Here is a 15,631-nt window from a genome sequence, read left to right on the forward strand (position 1 = left end):
CTATGTTCTCTGGAAGCCAGCTGAAGCAAAAGCCAGAAAACGCTGCTTCACATCCTCTGTACGATAGTGCCCATGAGCACACTCATTGTCACCCGCGCGGATTCCGGAGTAACCCATTCCTTCCAAGAACAGCCCCTGCTCGGGGAAGGCGACACGGTCGTGGATGTGCAGTTTTCTTCCCTCAATTACAAGGACGCCATGGCCTTGGAGGGCGATAAAGGGGTCATGCGCATCAATCCCCTCGTCCCCGGCATCGATGTCGTGGGCACTGTGTCGGAGACTTCTGATTCTCGCCTGGACCCCGGCCAGCTTGTCGTCTCCTGCGGCGATGGCTTGGGCGAATTCCGCCATGGCGGCTACACCACCCGCCAGCGCGTCAACGCTGAAGCCACCATCCCCGTGCCCCAACGCTTCAGCGCTCACGATGCCGCCGCCATCGGCACGGCCGGATACACCGCCGCTATCTGCGTGAACCAGCTGCGCACGCACGGCACCACGCAGGGCCATGTCTTGGTGACCGGCGCCACCGGAGGCGTGGGCTCCATCGCGGTCCAGCTGCTCAAGTCTTCCGGCTACGAGGTCACCGCCGTCACCGGCCGCGTGGAATCCCAGTCGGACTACCTCACCTCACTCGGCGCGGATCACGTGCTCGACCGCGCAGCGCTGTCTGAGACCGGCCGTCCGCTGCAGAAGGCGCTGTACGACGGCGCCATTGACACCGCCGGCTCCACCGTCCTAGCGAATGTGCTGGCGCAGGTGCGTTGGGGTGGTGTGGTTGCGGCCACCGGCATGGCAGCCGGCCCGGACCTTCCCGCTTCGGTGCTGCCGTTCATTTTGCGCGGCATCGTGCTGGCCGGCGGCAATTCGGTCGACGCGCCCCGCGAGGTGCGCGAGGAGGCCTGGCAGCTTCTCGACGAACACCTCGACCTCGACATGCTGAACTCTATTACCGAAACGGTTCCGCTGGCTGATGTTACCACCGCCGCTCAAGAGCTCCGCGCGGGCTCCCGACATGGGCGCACGGTGGTCGCGATATAGGCTGGGACAGATTTAATCTGGGCAGCGGTGTGCCGCCCGCTCCCTTTTAGTGGTGTACGCGGTGCGACAGGGATTCGTCGTCAGTGCCGGGGGTATCACCCAGCTCGCCCGTGGTGTTATCGTCGCTGCGAGCCAGCCAGATGGAAGACACCACCAGTCCGCCCCAGATGACGACGACGAAGAGAATGAAGAGCAGGATTGCGCTTGTAGTCATTGTCGTTCTCCTTTCTTAATAGCCGTTACTTGTCGTCCGTGATCGGTGCGGCAGGCTTACCCGTGGCAAGCGGGTTCGGTGTGCCGGCCGGGCGGCCGCCCACAGGAACGCCGTAGTCCGAGGTCTCCATTCCGTCCAGGTACTTGTTGCCGCGGAAGGCCACCAGCGGCATGACGAAGCTGGCGAGCAGGATGACGCCCAGCACTGCCCAGCCGAAGAGCCCAATCTGGGTGGAGGAGTAGCCCTCATAGCCATCGCGGGCAATCGTGATGATCTCGTTGACCAAGAAGTAGACGAGCAGCAGCGGGGTGGCGATGAAGGTCAGGAACTGCCAGAAGCCACCGACCTTGAAGTGCGAGACGGCGTTGAGGTGCTGCTGGATCTCGCGGCGGCGACCGGTGACCCAGCCGACGACCACCAGGGCGCAGATGGAGCCGAAGACGATGCCCAGGTTGTTGGTGAACTTATCCATGATGTCCAGGGTGACCAGGCCCGAGGAGGTGGAGAACAGGAAGCAGGACACGACCGCCATGGTGCCGCCAACGGTGATGGCAGAAACGCGGCGAGAGACGTTGAACTTATCTGCCACAGCAGAGACGACGACCTCCATGATAGAAATCAGCGAGGTCACACCAGCCAGGAAGAGGGAGCCGAAGAAGAGGACACCAAACAGTCCGCCGAGCGGCATGAGGTTGATGATCGTCGGGAAAGCGATGAAGGCCAGGCCGATACCGGAGGACACCACCTCATCCACGGCCACGCCCTGCTGGGCAGCCATGTAGCCCAGGGTGGCGAAAACGCCGATGCCGGCGAGAACCTCGAAGGAGGAGTTTGCAAAGGCGGTAACCAGACCCGTATTGGTGAGGTTGGTGCGCGGCTTGAGGTAGGAGGCGTAGGTGATCATGATGCCGAAGCCAATGGACAGGGAGAAGAAAATCTGCCCATAGGCGGCGATCCACACCGATGGGTTGCTCAGCACGGACCAATCCGGAGTGAAGAAGGCGTTGAGACCCTCGGCGGCGCCGTCGAGGAAGAAGGCGCGGATCACCAGAATGATGAACATGACGGCCAGGACCGGCAGGAAAATGGAGGTCAGCTTACCGATGCCCTTGTTGATGCTCGTGGCCAACGTGGCGATGCAGACGATCCACACGAGGATCATGACGCCGAGAATGGCGGGGACGACGTGGCCCGAGTAGGTTGCCTCCGGGTTTGCTTGGAGGAAGTCGCTCATAAAGTACGTTGATGGATCCTCGCCCCACGCCTGGTTCACAGACTTGATGGTGTAGAGCGCCGCCCAGGCAATGATGGCAGCGTAGTAGATGGCAATGAAGAAGTTCACGCCTACCTTGAACCAACCGATTCCCTCCCAGCGGCTGCTGATACGGCGGAATGCTAGCGGTGCAGAACCACGGAAGCGGTGACCAATGGCCAAGTCGAACCACAGGATAGGAATACCGGCGGTGAGCAAGGCAACCATGTACGGGATGAGGAAGGCGCCGCCACCGTTGTCATAAGCAACGTAGGGGAAGCGCCAGATATTACCTAGGCCAACGGCGGATCCGATGGCGGCCATGAGGAAGACAAAGCGCGTATTAAAAGTATCGCGTGTCGAGCGAGTCTTATGCGGGGTTGATGTGGTCATGAGAGAACTTTCTTCTTGAGCAAATATCGCGCACGGCGAGACCCTAGGAATTGTTTATACGGGCCGCGTACGACGAGTATTAGCGAGAAGCATAGCCTAACTGCCAACCTATAGGTACCGTTTTGAATATTTATTTCTAGATCATTACTCCTGCCTAAACCCCATGGCTAGGACCCCAAAACCACTACTGCCCCTCAACGCCTAGCACCTGTCCGCAACGATGAATCCGGAAGGAGGCTGAGCGATGAAGGGTAAAGGGCAGAAAAGGATGTGACGCGACTAGACGTGCAGATCGCGGTTCTGAATCCCCTTGGGAACGGCGAGCACACCAATAAGGGAGACGATAGAAATCACAATGCCATAAGCAGCGATGGCCATGGAAGTCTCGAACTTGGAGTAGAGCATCTCCGCAATCATTGGGGCGAAGGCGCCACCGATAATGGAACCGAAGGCATAGCCGATGGACACGCCCGACAGGCGCACTTTAACCGGGAACATCTCCGCGTACATCGCTGATTGCGGGCCGTAGCTCGCGCCCAAGATGACGCCCAGCAGGAACACAGCTGCACCGAAAAGCATGACGTTGCCCGAATCTACCGCCAAGAACACCGGGGTGATGTACAGCGCCAAGACAACGTAGCCGCCAATAAACGTCGTGCGGCGCCCAACCTTGTCGGAGAAGTGGCCAAAGTACAGCGTTCCAATGAACCAGCCGATCGACGCAACCAAGGCTACCGCGAGGGCCTGAGGGCGTGTATAACCCACCACCTTCGTGCCATAAGCGGTGAAGTAGGCGATGACGAAGTAACCAATAGCGTTGTTGGCGGCAAAGATGAGCGCACACTTAATGACGGTTCCCAGGTGCCCCTTGAACAGGACCGCGAGCGGTGCGGTGGACTTTTCCTTCAGCTCCTCCATTTCCGCGAAGGCCGGGGACTCTTCCACCGCCCGGCGGATCAGGTAGCCCAGAAGAATGAGCACGACGGAGGACAGGAACGGGATACGCCAGCCCCATGCGAGGAACTGCTCCGGGGTCAGGACGGCGGAGAGCACCAGCATAAAGATGGTGGCTAGGAACATGCCGAGGGGCACTCCTACCTGCGGGAAAGCACCAAACAGTCCGCGCTTGCCCTGCGGGGCGTGCTCAACGGCCAGCATCGCCGCACCACCCCATTCGCCGCCGGCGGAGAGGCCCTGAAGGATGCGCAAGACCACTAACAAGATAGGCGCTGCCATGCCAATGGAGGCGTAGGTGGGCAGCACGCCCATCAGCATGGTGGCCAGGCCCATGCCGACCAACGTGACGACGAGGACCGGCTTGCGCCCGAGCCTGTCACCCAAGTGACCGGCCAGGATGGCGCCGAGGGGGCGGAAGAGGAAGGAGATACCCAGTGACGCCCAGGAAATGATCTGCGCGAGCGAAGCGCTTTCATTGGAGACCGGATCGAAGTACTGGGTGGCAAAGATCAGGCCGGCGGCCTGGGCATAGATGAAGAAGTCGAACCACTCAATGGTGGTGCCGACCATCGATCCGGCGAGCACGCGCTTGTGCTCTGTGGTAATTCCCGGCCCTTGGGCAGGCTGTTGGGTGACTGGTGCAGACATAGTGGAAGTCTTTTCTCTATGGGTGCAGAAGCACGGCGGATACAGTTAAAGCCAGTGAACTAAGGAGACAAATAGTGAGCTGGGCACGCCCGAAGAACCGAGAGCGGTCTATTGATCGCGGTTGTCGACGATCCTCTTGGCCTTGCCCTCACCGCAATCAACGTGGTCAGTAATCTCGACGCCAACGCTGATGCCGATGCGCTCCTTAATCTGTTTCTTCAACCACTGGGCAGAAGCGTCGATCTGATCGGGGGTCGCGTCCGAGGAGTGCTCAACCACTAGGGTGAGGTGGTCCATGCGGCCGCGCTTGCTCAGCACGCACTGGTAGCGCGGACGAAGCAGACGGTCCTCGGTGATGATCTCCTCGAACTGCGACGGGAAGCAGTTCACGCCGCGCAGGATGATCATGTCATCGTTACGGGCGGAGATGCGGTCGATGCGGCGCATCGACCGCGCGGTGCCTGGGAGCAGGCGGGTGATGTCATGGGTGCGGTAGCGGATGATCGGGAAGGCTTCCTTGGTCAGGGAGGAGATAACCAGCTCACCGTACTCACCGTCCGGAACCGGCTGCATGGTCTCCGGATCGATGATCTCTGGATAGAAGTGGTCCTCCCAGACGGTCAGACCGTCCTTGGTCTCCACACACTCCTGAGCCACGCCAGGGCCCATCACCTCGGAGAGGCCGTAGATATCGGTGGCCGTAATACCGAAGCCCTCCTCGAGCTCGCGACGCATACCTTCGCTCCACGGCTCGGCGCCAAAAACGCCGGCGCGCAGGGAGGATTCGCGCGGATCTAGGCCCTCCTTGCGCATGCGGTCGAGGAGGTTGAGTACGTAGGACGGCGTACCCAGGATTGCGTCCGGCTGGAAGTCCTGCATGATCTGGATCTGGCGTTCCGTCTGACCACCGGAGGTCGGAATCGCCGTGGCTCCTAGGGCCTCGACACCATAGTGGGCACCCAGGCCGCCGGTAAAGAGGCCATAGCCGAAGGTGATCTGGACCTTATCGCTCTTGCGCAGGCCGCCTGCCCGCAGCGAGCGGGCGACGAGCTCGGCCCAAATACGCACGTCATTCTCGGTGTATCCCACGACGGTCGGGCGACCCGTGGTGCCGGAAGAAGCGTGGATACGGGAGATTTGGTTCTGGCCTACGGCAAACATTCCGAAGGGGTACTCCGCACGAAGGGTTTCCTTGTCGGTGAACGGGAACAACGCAAAGTCCGAGAGTTCCTTGAAGTCATCCGGGTGAACGCCCTTCTCATCAAACGCGCGGCGGTAGTGCGGGACGTTGTAGTACGCGTGGCGAAGCTCGTTCTTCGCGCGCGCGGTCTGCAGCGCGATGATCTCATCGCGAGAGGCGTACTCAATGCCCATCTGCGGGCCGTGGTGGTCAGAGAAAATGTCAAACGTTGCGGTCACGTCATTTGCCTTTCATTTCGAGGAGAGGGAAACTCCACACCCCTCAAGCTCCATCGAAAGTGCTGCAAGAAGTTGGTTAGCTGGGACAACGCACAACATGTGCGAAACTTACTTACCGTTCGGTTGGGTAAGTCTTGTGACGTACACTACAGGCCAGTGTGGTGATAGACAACACAATTAGGCTAAGTTTTTGATGCGCAACACATCATCGCAGGCCACGGCGGTTTCACAGCCAAAAGAAGCCCCCACCCCCATATGGAGCCCCAACGGCGGAGCGAAACGCTCGCCTCCGACTAGCCGATCAGTTACTCGCCCATCGCGACTAGCCCATCGCTTGCGGAGCTAGGCCGCCAAAAACAACACGCTCAAAGGTGCTGGCCAGCTCCTCGGCATCAAGCCGCCCCTCCGGCTCATACCAATCGGACGTGGAGTTGATCATTCCGAAAATCATGCGGGTCAACAGCGGAGCCTCAATGTCGGAGCGGATAGCCCCCTCCTCCTGAGCAGCCTCCACCAGCGGAACCACGGAACGCGTCAGCGTACGGCGGCGCTCCAACGCACTCCGCTCCACCTCGGAGTTACCCCTTAAACGGAGCAAGAGTGCAACAGACTTCGGGTCGGAGCACAGCACCTCAATCGAGCCACGCAACAGCCCGCGGACCCTCTCCCCCGCCGACACATCGGCCGCGGCCATCTCTTCCGCGACCGCCTCCAAACGGCTGAGCGCCTGCACTACCGTCAGTTCCAAGATCTCTTCTTTCGACGAGATGTGGTGATACAGCGCAGACTTGGAAATCCCCAATTCGCTCGCCACGTTATCCATCGACGTGGCGTCGTAGCCGCGGGCAGTAAAAGCACGAACGGCTGCACGAATGACATCTTCACGGGAGTAGCCGGGGCGGCCACGGGCCGCGCCCTGGACAGCGGATTTCTCATTCTTCACGCAGTCCATTCAAGCAGAGAGCCCCGAGCACCGTTAGACTAGTGAGCCACCACACCCCTTTTCGCTCCCTCGGCAGCACTGCGGAAGACCCTTCCCAAGGAGGATTTCCCATGAGCACCGAGCACCCCATCCTCGCCCCCGGCGTCGCCGAAGGTCCCGAGTTCAGCCACGTACGCGCCATGTTCGATGACGACCGCGCCACTGCGGAAATTGGTGCGAAAATTACCGCGCTGAACCTCGGCAGGTGTGAAGGCCACTTCACCATCCGCCCTGAAATGTGCAATGGGCACGGTACGGCACAAGGCGGCTATTTGTACATGTTCGCCGATTCCATCTTCGCCGGCGCCTGCAATGCCGGCGGCGACTTGGCCGTGGCCGCGCACAACTCGATCCACTACATCGCCCCCGCCTTCGAAGGTGACGTCGTTGACGGGGTCGGAATTACCCGCCAAGCCTGGGGCCGCAATGGCGTCGTCGACGTCACCCTCAGCATTAAAGGCAAGCCCATTGCCGAGTTCCGCGGCACGTTCCGCGTCTTGCCCACCAAGCCCGAGAATCGCACAAAGTAGGGCGCAGCTCACAAACGTGGTTGACATAGCTCACACATGGCCCATATACTGACCAACCAGTCAGTAAGTATCACCCAGCCGACACTGAGTAGAGAGGGAACGATTCCTCCCATGACCCCATCAGAAAAAACACTCACCGCCGTTCCGGCCGCGGATGAAGCACAAGCACAGCAGCGCTTCGACGAGCTCATCGCCGAAGACTCCCGCATCGAGCCCACCGACTGGATGCCGGCTGCTTACCGCAAGACTTTGACGCGCCAGATTTCCCAACACGCGCACTCCGAAATTATCGGCATGCAGCCGGAGGCCAACTGGATCAGCCGCGCGCCTTCACTCAAGCGCAAGGCCATCCTCATGGCCAAGGTGCAGGATGAGGCCGGCCACGGTCTTTACCTCTACTCCGCTGCGGAGACCTTGGGCACCTCGCGCGACGAGCTGGTACAGCAGCTGCTCGACGGCACCGCCAAGTACTCCTCGATCTTCAACTACCCGGCGCGCACGTGGGCCGACATCGGAGCCATCGGCTGGTTGGTGGATGGTGCTGCCATCTGCAACCAAGTGCCGCTCTGCCGCGCCTCTTATGCTCCCTACGGCCGAGCCATGGTGCGCATCTGTAAGGAAGAGTCCTTCCACCAGCGTCAAGGCTGGGAGATCCTCTACGAGCTGTCCCACGGATCCCCCGAGCAGAAGCAGATGGCTCAGGAAGCCATCAACCGTTTCTACGGCCCGGCACTGCAGATGTTCGGCCCGCCGGATGATGACTCACCCAACTCCAAGCAGTCCATGGCATGGAACATCAAGCGCTTCTCCAACGATGAGCTGCGCCAGCGCTTCGTGGACATGATCGTTCCACAGGCCGAGGCCCTTGGCCTGCACTTCGAGGACCCAGACCTGAAGTGGAACGAGGAGCGCGGCCACTATGACTTTGGTGAGCTTGACTGGTCCGAGTTCAAGGCCGTCATTAAGGGCGAGGGTCCCTGCAACGTGCAGAGGATGCAGCGTCGCCGCCAAGCGCATGCCGATGGCGCCTGGGTCCGTGAGGCTGCCGCAGCCTACGCCGAGAAGCACCACTCGGCTGATAGCTCGCTCATTGCTTAACGCCTAAGCACACTGCCCAACCAGTTTCGAGACCTTAAGGAAGATTCCATGTCTAGCTCTAACTGGCCCATGTGGGAGGTCTTCGTACGTTCCTCCCGCGGCCTTTCTCACGTCCACGCCGGCTCGCTCCACGCACCGGATGCCACGATGGCCCTGCGCAACGCCCGTGACCTCTACACCCGCCGCAACGAAGGCACCTCCGTCTGGGTCGTACCCAGCGAGGCCATTGCCTCTTCCGACCCTGATTCCAAGGGCGGATTCTTCGAGTCCCCGCAAGGTAAGAGCTACCGCCACGCCACGTACTACGACAAGTCGGAAGGAGTGCCGCACCTGTGACCGGATTTGCAGCCGCCGATTCTGCGACCAAGCAATCGCAGGGCAACGGCATCACCGCAGAAGACATCGCCGCCTCCGGCGCAGTCGCACCCGAGGACACGGCGCGCTATGCGCTCACGTTGGGCGATGACGCCCTCATCCTGGCCCAGCGCCTGGGCTGGTGGATTTCGCGGGCACCAGAGATGGAGGAGGATATCGCCCTAGGCAATATCGCTCTCGATCTCATTGGACATGCCCGCTTCCTCCTCACCTATGCCGGCACCGCATGGGGCAAGACCGAGGATGACTTGGCCTACTTCCGCAATGAGGAGGAGTTCCGCTCCGCCCGCCTTGTCGAGCAGGAGAATGGCGACTTCGGCTACACCATCGCCCGCCAGCTGCTCTTTTCCTATTACCAATACGGGCTCTACACGGCTTTGCTGGAGTCGAAAGATGAAACCATTGCGGCTATCGCAGCCAAGGCCATCAAGGAAGTCGAGTACCACGTCGACCACGCCAACCAATGGGTTCTGCGCCTAGGCCTCGGCACCGAGGAGTCTCACCGCCGTATCACGGAGGGCCTGATGTACATGTGGCCCTACCTTGACGAGCTCTTCGAGGATCTCCCGCTCCACGAGAAGCTGGCGGCAGAAGGCATCGCTGATCTGCCCTCGAGCCTGCGCGCGCAGTTCGATGAGCGCATCGCCTACGTCCTCGACAAGGCAGGTCTGGCTATCCCGGAGGTCAAGCAAGCCCGCTCCGGGCAGCGCACCGGGCGCTTTTCCGAGCACCGCGGTTTCATCCTCGCGGAGATGCAGTCCTTGGCGCGCCAACACCCCGGCGCGACCTGGTAGAGAAAAGGAAAGGACCAAGGTTTCATCGTGTCCATCACAGATAAGTCCCACCCGCTGCGCCCCACGCAGCCTGACGACGCCCACGTGTGGGACGTCGCCGCCGAGGTGCCCGATCCGGAAATCCCCGTTATTTCCATCGCTGACCTTGGTATTCTCCGAGATGCACGCCTGGAAGGCGATACTGCGGTGGTCACGATTACCCCAACCTATTCCGGCTGCCCCGCCATGGAGCACATCACGACGGACATCACCACAGCGCTGACCGACGCCGGCTACGCCAAGGTGCGTGTCGACCTCGTTCTCCACCCGGCGTGGACCACCGATTGGATGACGGAGACCGGCCGGCAAAACCTCAAGGACTACGGCATTGCCCCGCCCAGCGGTACAACCCGGGCCACGCCGGAAGGTCCTATCCCGCTCACGCTCGAACCGCCGCCGGCCATCGAATGCCCCCACTGTGGCTCCCGCCGCACACGTAAGCTTGCCCAATTCGGTTCCACCTCCTGCAAAGCTCTCTATAACTGCCAGGACTGCTTGGAACCCTTCGACTACTTCAAGGTGCACTAATGACCACGACCCCGTCTGCCCCCGCAAAGAAGAAGGCCACGTTCAACACCCTGACCGTGTCCGAGGTGCGCGCCCTGACTTCAGACTCCGTGGAGGTTTCCTTCGCTATTCCTCCGGAGCTCCAGGACGACTATGACTACATCCCCGGCCAGTACGTTGCGCTGCGGGCAACTATCGACGGCCAAGAAGTCCGCCGCTCCTATTCCATCTGCGATGTGCCTCGCGACGGCGTGCTGCGCGTCGCCATCAAGCGCGACCGCGGTGGCGTGTTCTCCACGTGGGCCAACGACACTCTGCAGCCCGGCGACACCATGGATGTCATGAATCCGCAGGGCGCATTCACCTCGAAGACCCACCTGACCGGTCTGAACAATCCTGAGGCTGTCCGCGAGGAGCTGGAGAAGCTCGAGAATCCGCACCTCGTGGCCATCGCTGCGGGATCCGGCATCACGCCGATCATGGCGATTGCGCAGACGGTGCTCCACAGCTCCCCCGACACCACTTTTGAGCTCATCTTCGCCAACAAAGGCGGCGGTGACGTCATGTTCGCCGAAGAGATCGGTGACCTCAAGGACAAGTTCCCCACGCGTTTTGCCGTGCACCACGTCCTCTCCCGCGAGCAGCGCGTCAATCCGCTATTCTCCGGGCGCATCGACGCTGAAAAACTTCAGACCCTGCTGGATAACGTGGTGCGCACCGACAACGTCGACGAGTGGTTCCTCTGCGGACCCTTCGACTTGGTGCAGCTGGTACGCGATGAGCTGGCCAGCCGTGATGTCGGTGAGAAGGATGTGCGCTACGAGCTGTTCACCACCGGCAAGCCCTCCGGAGACCAGAACCAGGCTGGGCGCCACGTCGAGGTGGATCCGGAAGGCGATAACGTCAGCATTAATTTCCAGCTCGATGGCCTCTCCGGCTCCGTTGAGTCCCCGGTCTCTGCCAACGAATCCCTGCTCAACGCCGCCCTGCGCGTGCGCTCCGACGTCCCCTTCGCCTGCGCCGGCGGCGTGTGCGGCACCTGCCGCGCCAAGCTGGTGGAGGGTGAGGTCGACATGGCGGAGAACTACGCCTTAGAGGCCGACGAGGTCGAGGCCGGCTACATCCTGACCTGCCAGTCGCGCCCCACCACCCCGAACATCGTCCTCGACTTCGACGCCTAGGAGAAACACACATGATCGACCTGCACCACGACGCCGAAGCCGGAGTCGTCGAACTCGTACTCAACAACCCGAAGGCCCTGAACTCCCTCGCGGAGGAGGACCTTGCCGAGCTCTCCCGCACCCTCGATGAAGCCGCAGAGCTTAGCCCCCGCGCGCTCATCCTGCGCGGTGAGGGCAAAGGCTTTTGCGCCGGCCGTAACATCAAGGGGCTCAACCCGCGTGAGGACGATGCCACTGCCTACCTCGCGGACGTTGTCACTCCCGTGCTCAAGAAGATCGACAACTTTCCTGCCCCCACCTTCGCCGCCGTGCACGGTCCATGCCTGGGTGTCGGCCTCGGTCTCGCTTTGGCCTGTGACGTCGTCTACGTCGCCGAAGACGCCAAGTTCGGCTCCCCGTTTGCCAACCTGGGCGCCACTCTCGATTCAGGTGGGCACTCCCTCTTCGTCGAGCGCCTAGGAACGCACCGCGCGATGGACCTCATCATCACTGGTGACCTCATCTCCGGCGCGGAGGCAGTGCGCGCGGGGCTCTTCTCCCGCGCAGTACCTGCGGAGGAGCTGCTGGAGTTTACCCAGGGCGTCGCCCAGCGCGTAGCCCACGGCGCCACCCAAGCTTTCCTCACCAGCCGCACCCTGGTCCAGGACATCCGCGATAACGGCACCGGTTTGTGGGCCAGCGTCGATGCCGAGAACATCGCTCAGGGAAAGCTCTGCGATACCGAGGACTACTACGAAGGCTTCGCCGCTTTCAACGAGAAGCGCCCGCCGGTCTTCCACGGCCGCTAAAACCTCCAGACCTTCTAGAACACACGACAGCTAACCCACCACAGCTAAGGAATCACATGACTGCATACCTGGTATCCGGCTTCCGCACCCCCGTGGGCCGCTACGGCGGCACACTATCCTCGGTTCGCCCAGATGACCTCATGGCCACCGCAATCAAGAAGACGGTGGAGGAGGCCGGACTCGACCCCTCCGCGGTGGATGAAGTCATCATCGGCAACGCTAACGGCGCCGGCGAAGAGAACCGCAACGTTGCTCGCATGTCCTGGCTGCTCGCCGGGTTCCCGGACACCGTACCGGGCATCACGGTCAACCGCCTGTGCGCTTCGGGCATGTCCTCGATTGCCCTGGCCACCGCCCTCGTGGAGTCCGGCCAGGCGGATATTGTCATCGCCGGTGGCGTCGAATCCATGTCCCGCGCCCCCTGGGTCATGGAGAAGCCAAACAAGCCTTTTGCTAAGCCAGGCCAGGTTTTTGATACCTCCATTGGCTGGCGCTTTGCCAACCCGAAGTTCGCGGAGCAGGAGAAGATGACCTACTCCATGCCGGAGACCGCCGAGGAGGTGGCCAACGTCTTTGGTATTAGCCGCGAGGACGCCGATTCCTTCGCAGTGCGTTCCCAGGAGCGCGCGCTCGCTGCCATCGAGGCCGGCAAGTTTGCCAGGGAAATCGTGCCCATCGAGGTCACCGACCGCAAGGGCAACGTCACCGTCGTCGACACCGACGAAGGCCCCCGCCCGGGCACCACGATGGAGGTCTTGGCCAAGCTGCGCCCGGTGACCTCCCTGGGTGACGTCACCACAGCAGGTAACGCCTCTTCGCTGAACGACGGCGCCTCCTGCGTCATTGTCGCCTCCGACGAGGCCCTCAAGAAGCACAACCTGACCGCCCGCGCCCGCGTGGTGGCCAACTCCGCACGCGGTGTGCGCCCAGAGATCATGGGCACCGGCCCCATCCCGGCTACCCGCGACGTGCTGGAGCGCGCCGGCTGGGAGCTGGACAGCGTGGATGCCGTCGAACTCAACGAAGCTTTTGCCTCCCAGTCCATCGCTTGCATCCGCGAGCTGGGCTTGGATGAGAACAAGGTTAATACCTGGGGCGGCGCCATCGCGCTGGGCCACCCGCTGGGTTCTTCCGGTTCCCGTATCACCTTGACCCTGCTCAACCGCCTGGAAACGGACGGGTTGAGCCGCGGCATCGCCACCATGTGCGTGGGTGTGGGCCAGGGCACCGCAATTGCGATTGAGAGGGTCTAAATGACTACTGCCATTGAGATTTCGACGCGCGGTGAGAATGACGAGATTGTCCTCGCCAAGCTCAACCGCCCCGCCGTCCGCAATGCCATCGATGAGCAGATGGTGGCGGAGTTCCACGAACTCTGCGCGCAGCTCGAGTCCGATCCCCGCATCCTCATCATCACCGGCTGCACCGTGGATACCCCGAAGGGCCCCCGCGGGATCTTCGCCTCCGGGGCGGACATCGCGCAGCTTCGTGAGCGCCGCCGCGAGGACGCCCTCCGCGGCATCAATTCCGGCATCTTCCACCGCATCGCCTCGCTGCCCGCCCCCGTCATCGCAGCGGTGGATGGCTACGCCCTCGGCGGCGGATTGGAGCTGGCCTTAGCCGCCGACTTCCGCGTGTCCACTCCTTTTGCCAAGTTTGGCCAGCCTGAAGCCGGCCTGGGTATCGCTGCCGCCGCGGGTGCCACCTGGCGCCTCAAGGAGTGCGTGGGCACCCCGCTGGCGAAGGAGATTCTGCTGGCCGGGCGCATCCTCAACGGCGAGGAGGCGCTGGCCAATCACCTGGTCAGCGAGCTGCACGAGCCGGATGCGCTGGTCGACGGCGCCCTGGCACTAGCCGAGCGCATCGCCCAGCAAGAACCACTGGCCGTGCGTTTGACTAAGCAGCTCATCTCTATGCCTGATGCAGCGCACCCGGCGGTGGACAACATCGCCCAGGCCGTGCTTTTTGAGTCCCCCGCCAAGTTTGAGCGGATGCAGGCCTTCCTGGACCGCAAGAAATAAACCTTCCACCCACAAGGAGAATCAACTCATGTCCTCAGAACTGCAGGTTCCTGCCAAGGTCGGCGTTCTCGGCGGCGGCCGTATGGGCGCGGGCATCGCGCACGCCCTTCTCGCCGCCGGCGCGTCCGTGACCGTAGTGGATATCAACGACGACGCCGTGGCCGCCGCTCGCGAGCGCGTGCACAAGGCCATCCGCGGCTCCCTCGACCGCGGGGCGGACGGCACCTTCGAATCCTGGGATGAGCGTCTCAGCTTTTCCACCACCGCCTCCGCCTTCGCCGGCTTCGACCTCGTGGTTGAGGCAGTTCCAGAATCGATGGATCTCAAGGTGGCCGCCTTCCGGGATATCGCCGAAGCGGCCCCAGAGGCTGTCGTCGCCACCAATACCTCCTCACTGTCGGTATCGCAGCTGGCAGAAAGCATCCCCAACGACGTCATTGGTCTGCACTTCTTCAACCCGGTCCCAGCTTCCAAACTGGTGGAAGTGGTTGTTGCCGAGTCCACGCCGGAGGCGCTCGTGGACACCGCCAAGGACTGGGTCGAGGGCTTGGGCAAGACCGCGGTGGTGGTCAAGGATGCCCCCGGCTTCGCTTCCTCCCGCCTCGGCGTGGCCATCGCGCTGGAGGCCATCCGCATGGTGGAGGAAGGCGTGGCCTCACCGCGCGATATCGACAACGCCATGGTGCTGGGCTACAAGTTCCCCATCGGCCCGCTGGAGCTGACCGATATCGTAGGCCTTGATGTGCGCCTCGGCATCGCCGAATACCTCGAATCCCAGCTAGGTGAGCGTTTTAGCCCGCCGCAGCTCATGCGCGACATGGTCGCCCGCGGGGAGCTGGGCCGCAAGTCCGGCAAGGGCTTCTACGACTACTCCGAATAAGCCGCACTCCCCCTCCACTATTTCCTAGCGCTCCTACTTCTTGTCCTTCGACGCCACGAGCGCGTTAGTGATGCGCGCCGTACACAGCCTCCTCCCCTCGTCATCTGTAATGATGATCTCGTGGGAGCACAGCGTCTTGCCCAGCTTGATGGCGGTGGCCGTCGCCGTGACCAGACCCGCGCGCCCGGAAGCGTGGTGCGTTGCGTTGATGTCCACGCCGACGGCGACCTTGCCCAGCGTCGAAGCGTGAATCACCGCCGCCCAGCTACCAACGGCCTCCGCTAGGCACGCCATGGCCCCACCGTGGAGCAGCCCGAAGGACTGGGTATTGCCCTCGACCGGCATGGTGGCCACCACTCGCTGGGCCGACTCTTCCAGGATTTCAACACCCATCTTCTTGTCCAGCTCACCCAACTGAATCTTCCATACCTCTGCGGTCATGCCGTACTCCTTACTTAATCCTAGAAATGTGACGCAGCCTATACTAGCCTGTATTTACTGACCAACCGTTCGGA

General features: G+C 61.9%; 17 protein-coding genes. 11 read left to right on the forward strand and 6 right to left on the reverse strand.

The window, feature by feature from the left end:
* Positions 1 to 72 precede the first annotated feature (72 nt).
* Entirely contained in the window at positions 73 to 1,038 is a 966-nt protein-coding gene (locus HMPREF2996_RS00840) for an MDR family oxidoreductase (protein WP_070716905.1), read from the forward strand.
* 46 nt (positions 1,039 to 1,084) lie between these two features.
* On the opposite strand, the gene metS is transcribed toward HMPREF2996_RS00840, so the two are convergent.
* The 5 genes from metS to HMPREF2996_RS00865 all read right to left on the reverse strand — a co-directional run bounded on the left by metS (position 1,085) and on the right by HMPREF2996_RS00865 (position 6,864).
* Positions 1,085 to 1,252, reverse strand: coding sequence for a methionine/alanine import NSS transporter subunit MetS (gene metS / locus HMPREF2996_RS00845; protein WP_070444675.1), 168 nt, complete (start codon positions 1,250 to 1,252; stop codon positions 1,085 to 1,087).
* A 25-nt stretch (positions 1,253 to 1,277) separates the two neighbouring features.
* The gene (locus tag HMPREF2996_RS00850; protein WP_070716903.1) at positions 1,278 to 2,897 is read right to left on the reverse strand and encodes a sodium-dependent transporter; all 1,620 of its coding nucleotides are present in this window, start codon (positions 2,895 to 2,897) and stop codon (positions 1,278 to 1,280) included.
* 279 nt (positions 2,898 to 3,176) lie between these two features.
* The gene (locus tag HMPREF2996_RS00855) at positions 3,177 to 4,502 is read right to left on the reverse strand and encodes an MFS transporter (protein WP_070716901.1); all 1,326 of its coding nucleotides are present in this window, start codon (positions 4,500 to 4,502) and stop codon (positions 3,177 to 3,179) included.
* Between the two features lie 108 nt (positions 4,503 to 4,610).
* Positions 4,611 to 5,876, reverse strand: coding sequence for an AMP-binding protein (locus HMPREF2996_RS00860; protein WP_253287237.1), 1,266 nt, complete (start codon positions 5,874 to 5,876; stop codon positions 4,611 to 4,613).
* Between the two features lie 367 nt (positions 5,877 to 6,243).
* Positions 6,244 to 6,864 (reverse strand): TetR/AcrR family transcriptional regulator, encoded by a 621-nt coding sequence (locus HMPREF2996_RS00865; protein WP_246822960.1) that lies wholly within the window; start codon positions 6,862 to 6,864, stop codon positions 6,244 to 6,246.
* A gap of 110 nt (positions 6,865 to 6,974) precedes the next feature.
* Here HMPREF2996_RS00865 and HMPREF2996_RS00870 point away from each other — a divergent pair, with 110 nt between their 5' ends.
* The 10 genes from HMPREF2996_RS00870 (at position 6,975) to HMPREF2996_RS00915 (ending at position 15,116) form a co-directional block, all read left to right on the forward strand.
* Positions 6,975 to 7,433 (forward strand): hotdog domain-containing protein, encoded by a 459-nt coding sequence (locus HMPREF2996_RS00870; protein ID WP_070716897.1) that lies wholly within the window; start codon positions 6,975 to 6,977, stop codon positions 7,431 to 7,433.
* Between the two features lie 111 nt (positions 7,434 to 7,544).
* The gene (gene paaA / locus HMPREF2996_RS00875; protein WP_070444663.1) at positions 7,545 to 8,531 is read left to right on the forward strand and encodes a 1,2-phenylacetyl-CoA epoxidase subunit PaaA; all 987 of its coding nucleotides are present in this window, start codon (positions 7,545 to 7,547) and stop codon (positions 8,529 to 8,531) included.
* Positions 8,532 to 8,579: 48 nt separating this feature from the next.
* Positions 8,580 to 8,867, forward strand: coding sequence for a 1,2-phenylacetyl-CoA epoxidase subunit PaaB (paaB, locus tag HMPREF2996_RS00880; protein ID WP_039672784.1), 288 nt, complete (start codon positions 8,580 to 8,582; stop codon positions 8,865 to 8,867).
* A complete protein-coding gene (paaC, locus tag HMPREF2996_RS00885; protein WP_070729685.1) occupies positions 8,864 to 9,700 on the forward strand; it encodes a 1,2-phenylacetyl-CoA epoxidase subunit PaaC in 837 nt (278 codons plus the stop codon). The genes paaB and paaC overlap by 4 nt, the downstream gene beginning before the upstream one ends.
* A 27-nt stretch (positions 9,701 to 9,727) precedes the next feature.
* Complete coding sequence (paaD, locus tag HMPREF2996_RS00890) at positions 9,728 to 10,267, forward strand: 1,2-phenylacetyl-CoA epoxidase subunit PaaD (RefSeq protein WP_070711348.1); 540 nt, start codon at positions 9,728 to 9,730, stop codon at positions 10,265 to 10,267.
* Positions 10,267 to 11,427 carry a 1,2-phenylacetyl-CoA epoxidase subunit PaaE gene (gene paaE / locus HMPREF2996_RS00895; protein WP_070711349.1) on the forward strand — a complete coding sequence of 387 codons (1,161 nt, stop codon included), beginning with the start codon at positions 10,267 to 10,269 and terminating at the stop codon, positions 11,425 to 11,427. Before paaD ends, paaE begins: the two co-directional genes overlap by 1 nt.
* Positions 11,428 to 11,438: 11 nt before the next feature.
* The gene (locus tag HMPREF2996_RS00900; protein ID WP_070729687.1) at positions 11,439 to 12,215 is read left to right on the forward strand and encodes an enoyl-CoA hydratase/isomerase family protein; all 777 of its coding nucleotides are present in this window, start codon (positions 11,439 to 11,441) and stop codon (positions 12,213 to 12,215) included.
* 56 nt (positions 12,216 to 12,271) lie between these two features.
* Positions 12,272 to 13,468 carry a thiolase family protein gene (locus HMPREF2996_RS00905; RefSeq protein ID WP_070444653.1) on the forward strand — a complete coding sequence of 399 codons (1,197 nt, stop codon included), beginning with the start codon at positions 12,272 to 12,274 and terminating at the stop codon, positions 13,466 to 13,468.
* On the forward strand, positions 13,469 to 14,236 hold the full coding sequence (locus HMPREF2996_RS00910) for an enoyl-CoA hydratase/isomerase family protein (RefSeq protein ID WP_070716896.1): 768 nt from the start codon (positions 13,469 to 13,471) through the stop codon (positions 14,234 to 14,236). It abuts the gene before it with no gap.
* Between the two features lie 28 nt (positions 14,237 to 14,264).
* A complete protein-coding gene (locus HMPREF2996_RS00915) occupies positions 14,265 to 15,116 on the forward strand; it encodes a 3-hydroxyacyl-CoA dehydrogenase family protein (RefSeq protein ID WP_070716893.1) in 852 nt (283 codons plus the stop codon).
* Positions 15,117 to 15,149: 33 nt separating this feature from the next.
* On the opposite strand, the gene HMPREF2996_RS00920 is transcribed toward HMPREF2996_RS00915, so the two are convergent.
* A complete protein-coding gene (locus tag HMPREF2996_RS00920) occupies positions 15,150 to 15,557 on the reverse strand; it encodes a PaaI family thioesterase (RefSeq protein ID WP_070444647.1) in 408 nt (135 codons plus the stop codon).
* Positions 15,558 to 15,631: the final 74 nt, after the last annotated feature.

It is taken from the genome of Corynebacterium sp. HMSC066C02 (assembly GCF_001814945.1).
Lineage (GTDB): Bacteria > Actinomycetota > Actinomycetes > Mycobacteriales > Mycobacteriaceae > Corynebacterium > Corynebacterium aurimucosum.

Coding starts and splice junctions, on each gene's coding strand:
- HMPREF2996_RS00910 (WP_070716896.1), top strand. CDS start 13,469: ATGACTACTGCCATTGAGATTTCGACGCGCGGTGAGAATGACGAGATT.
- HMPREF2996_RS00920 (WP_070444647.1), bottom strand. CDS start 15,557: ATGACCGCAGAGGTATGGAAGATTCAGTTGGGTGAGCTGGACAAGAAG.
- HMPREF2996_RS00850 (WP_070716903.1), bottom strand. CDS start 2,897: ATGACCACATCAACCCCGCATAAGACTCGCTCGACACGCGATACTTTT.
- paaE (WP_070711349.1), top strand. CDS start 10,267: ATGACCACGACCCCGTCTGCCCCCGCAAAGAAGAAGGCCACGTTCAAC.
- HMPREF2996_RS00840 (WP_070716905.1), top strand. CDS start 73: ATGAGCACACTCATTGTCACCCGCGCGGATTCCGGAGTAACCCATTCC.
- paaA (WP_070444663.1), top strand. CDS start 7,545: ATGACCCCATCAGAAAAAACACTCACCGCCGTTCCGGCCGCGGATGAA.
- HMPREF2996_RS00860 (WP_253287237.1), bottom strand. CDS start 5,876: ATGGGCATTGAGTACGCCTCTCGCGATGAGATCATCGCGCTGCAGACC.
- paaB (WP_039672784.1), top strand. CDS start 8,580: ATGTCTAGCTCTAACTGGCCCATGTGGGAGGTCTTCGTACGTTCCTCC.
- metS (WP_070444675.1), bottom strand. CDS start 1,252: ATGACTACAAGCGCAATCCTGCTCTTCATTCTCTTCGTCGTCGTCATC.
- HMPREF2996_RS00855 (WP_070716901.1), bottom strand. CDS start 4,502: ATGTCTGCACCAGTCACCCAACAGCCTGCCCAAGGGCCGGGAATTACC.
- HMPREF2996_RS00915 (WP_070716893.1), top strand. CDS start 14,265: ATGTCCTCAGAACTGCAGGTTCCTGCCAAGGTCGGCGTTCTCGGCGGC.
- HMPREF2996_RS00870 (WP_070716897.1), top strand. CDS start 6,975: ATGAGCACCGAGCACCCCATCCTCGCCCCCGGCGTCGCCGAAGGTCCC.
- HMPREF2996_RS00900 (WP_070729687.1), top strand. CDS start 11,439: ATGATCGACCTGCACCACGACGCCGAAGCCGGAGTCGTCGAACTCGTA.
- HMPREF2996_RS00905 (WP_070444653.1), top strand. CDS start 12,272: ATGACTGCATACCTGGTATCCGGCTTCCGCACCCCCGTGGGCCGCTAC.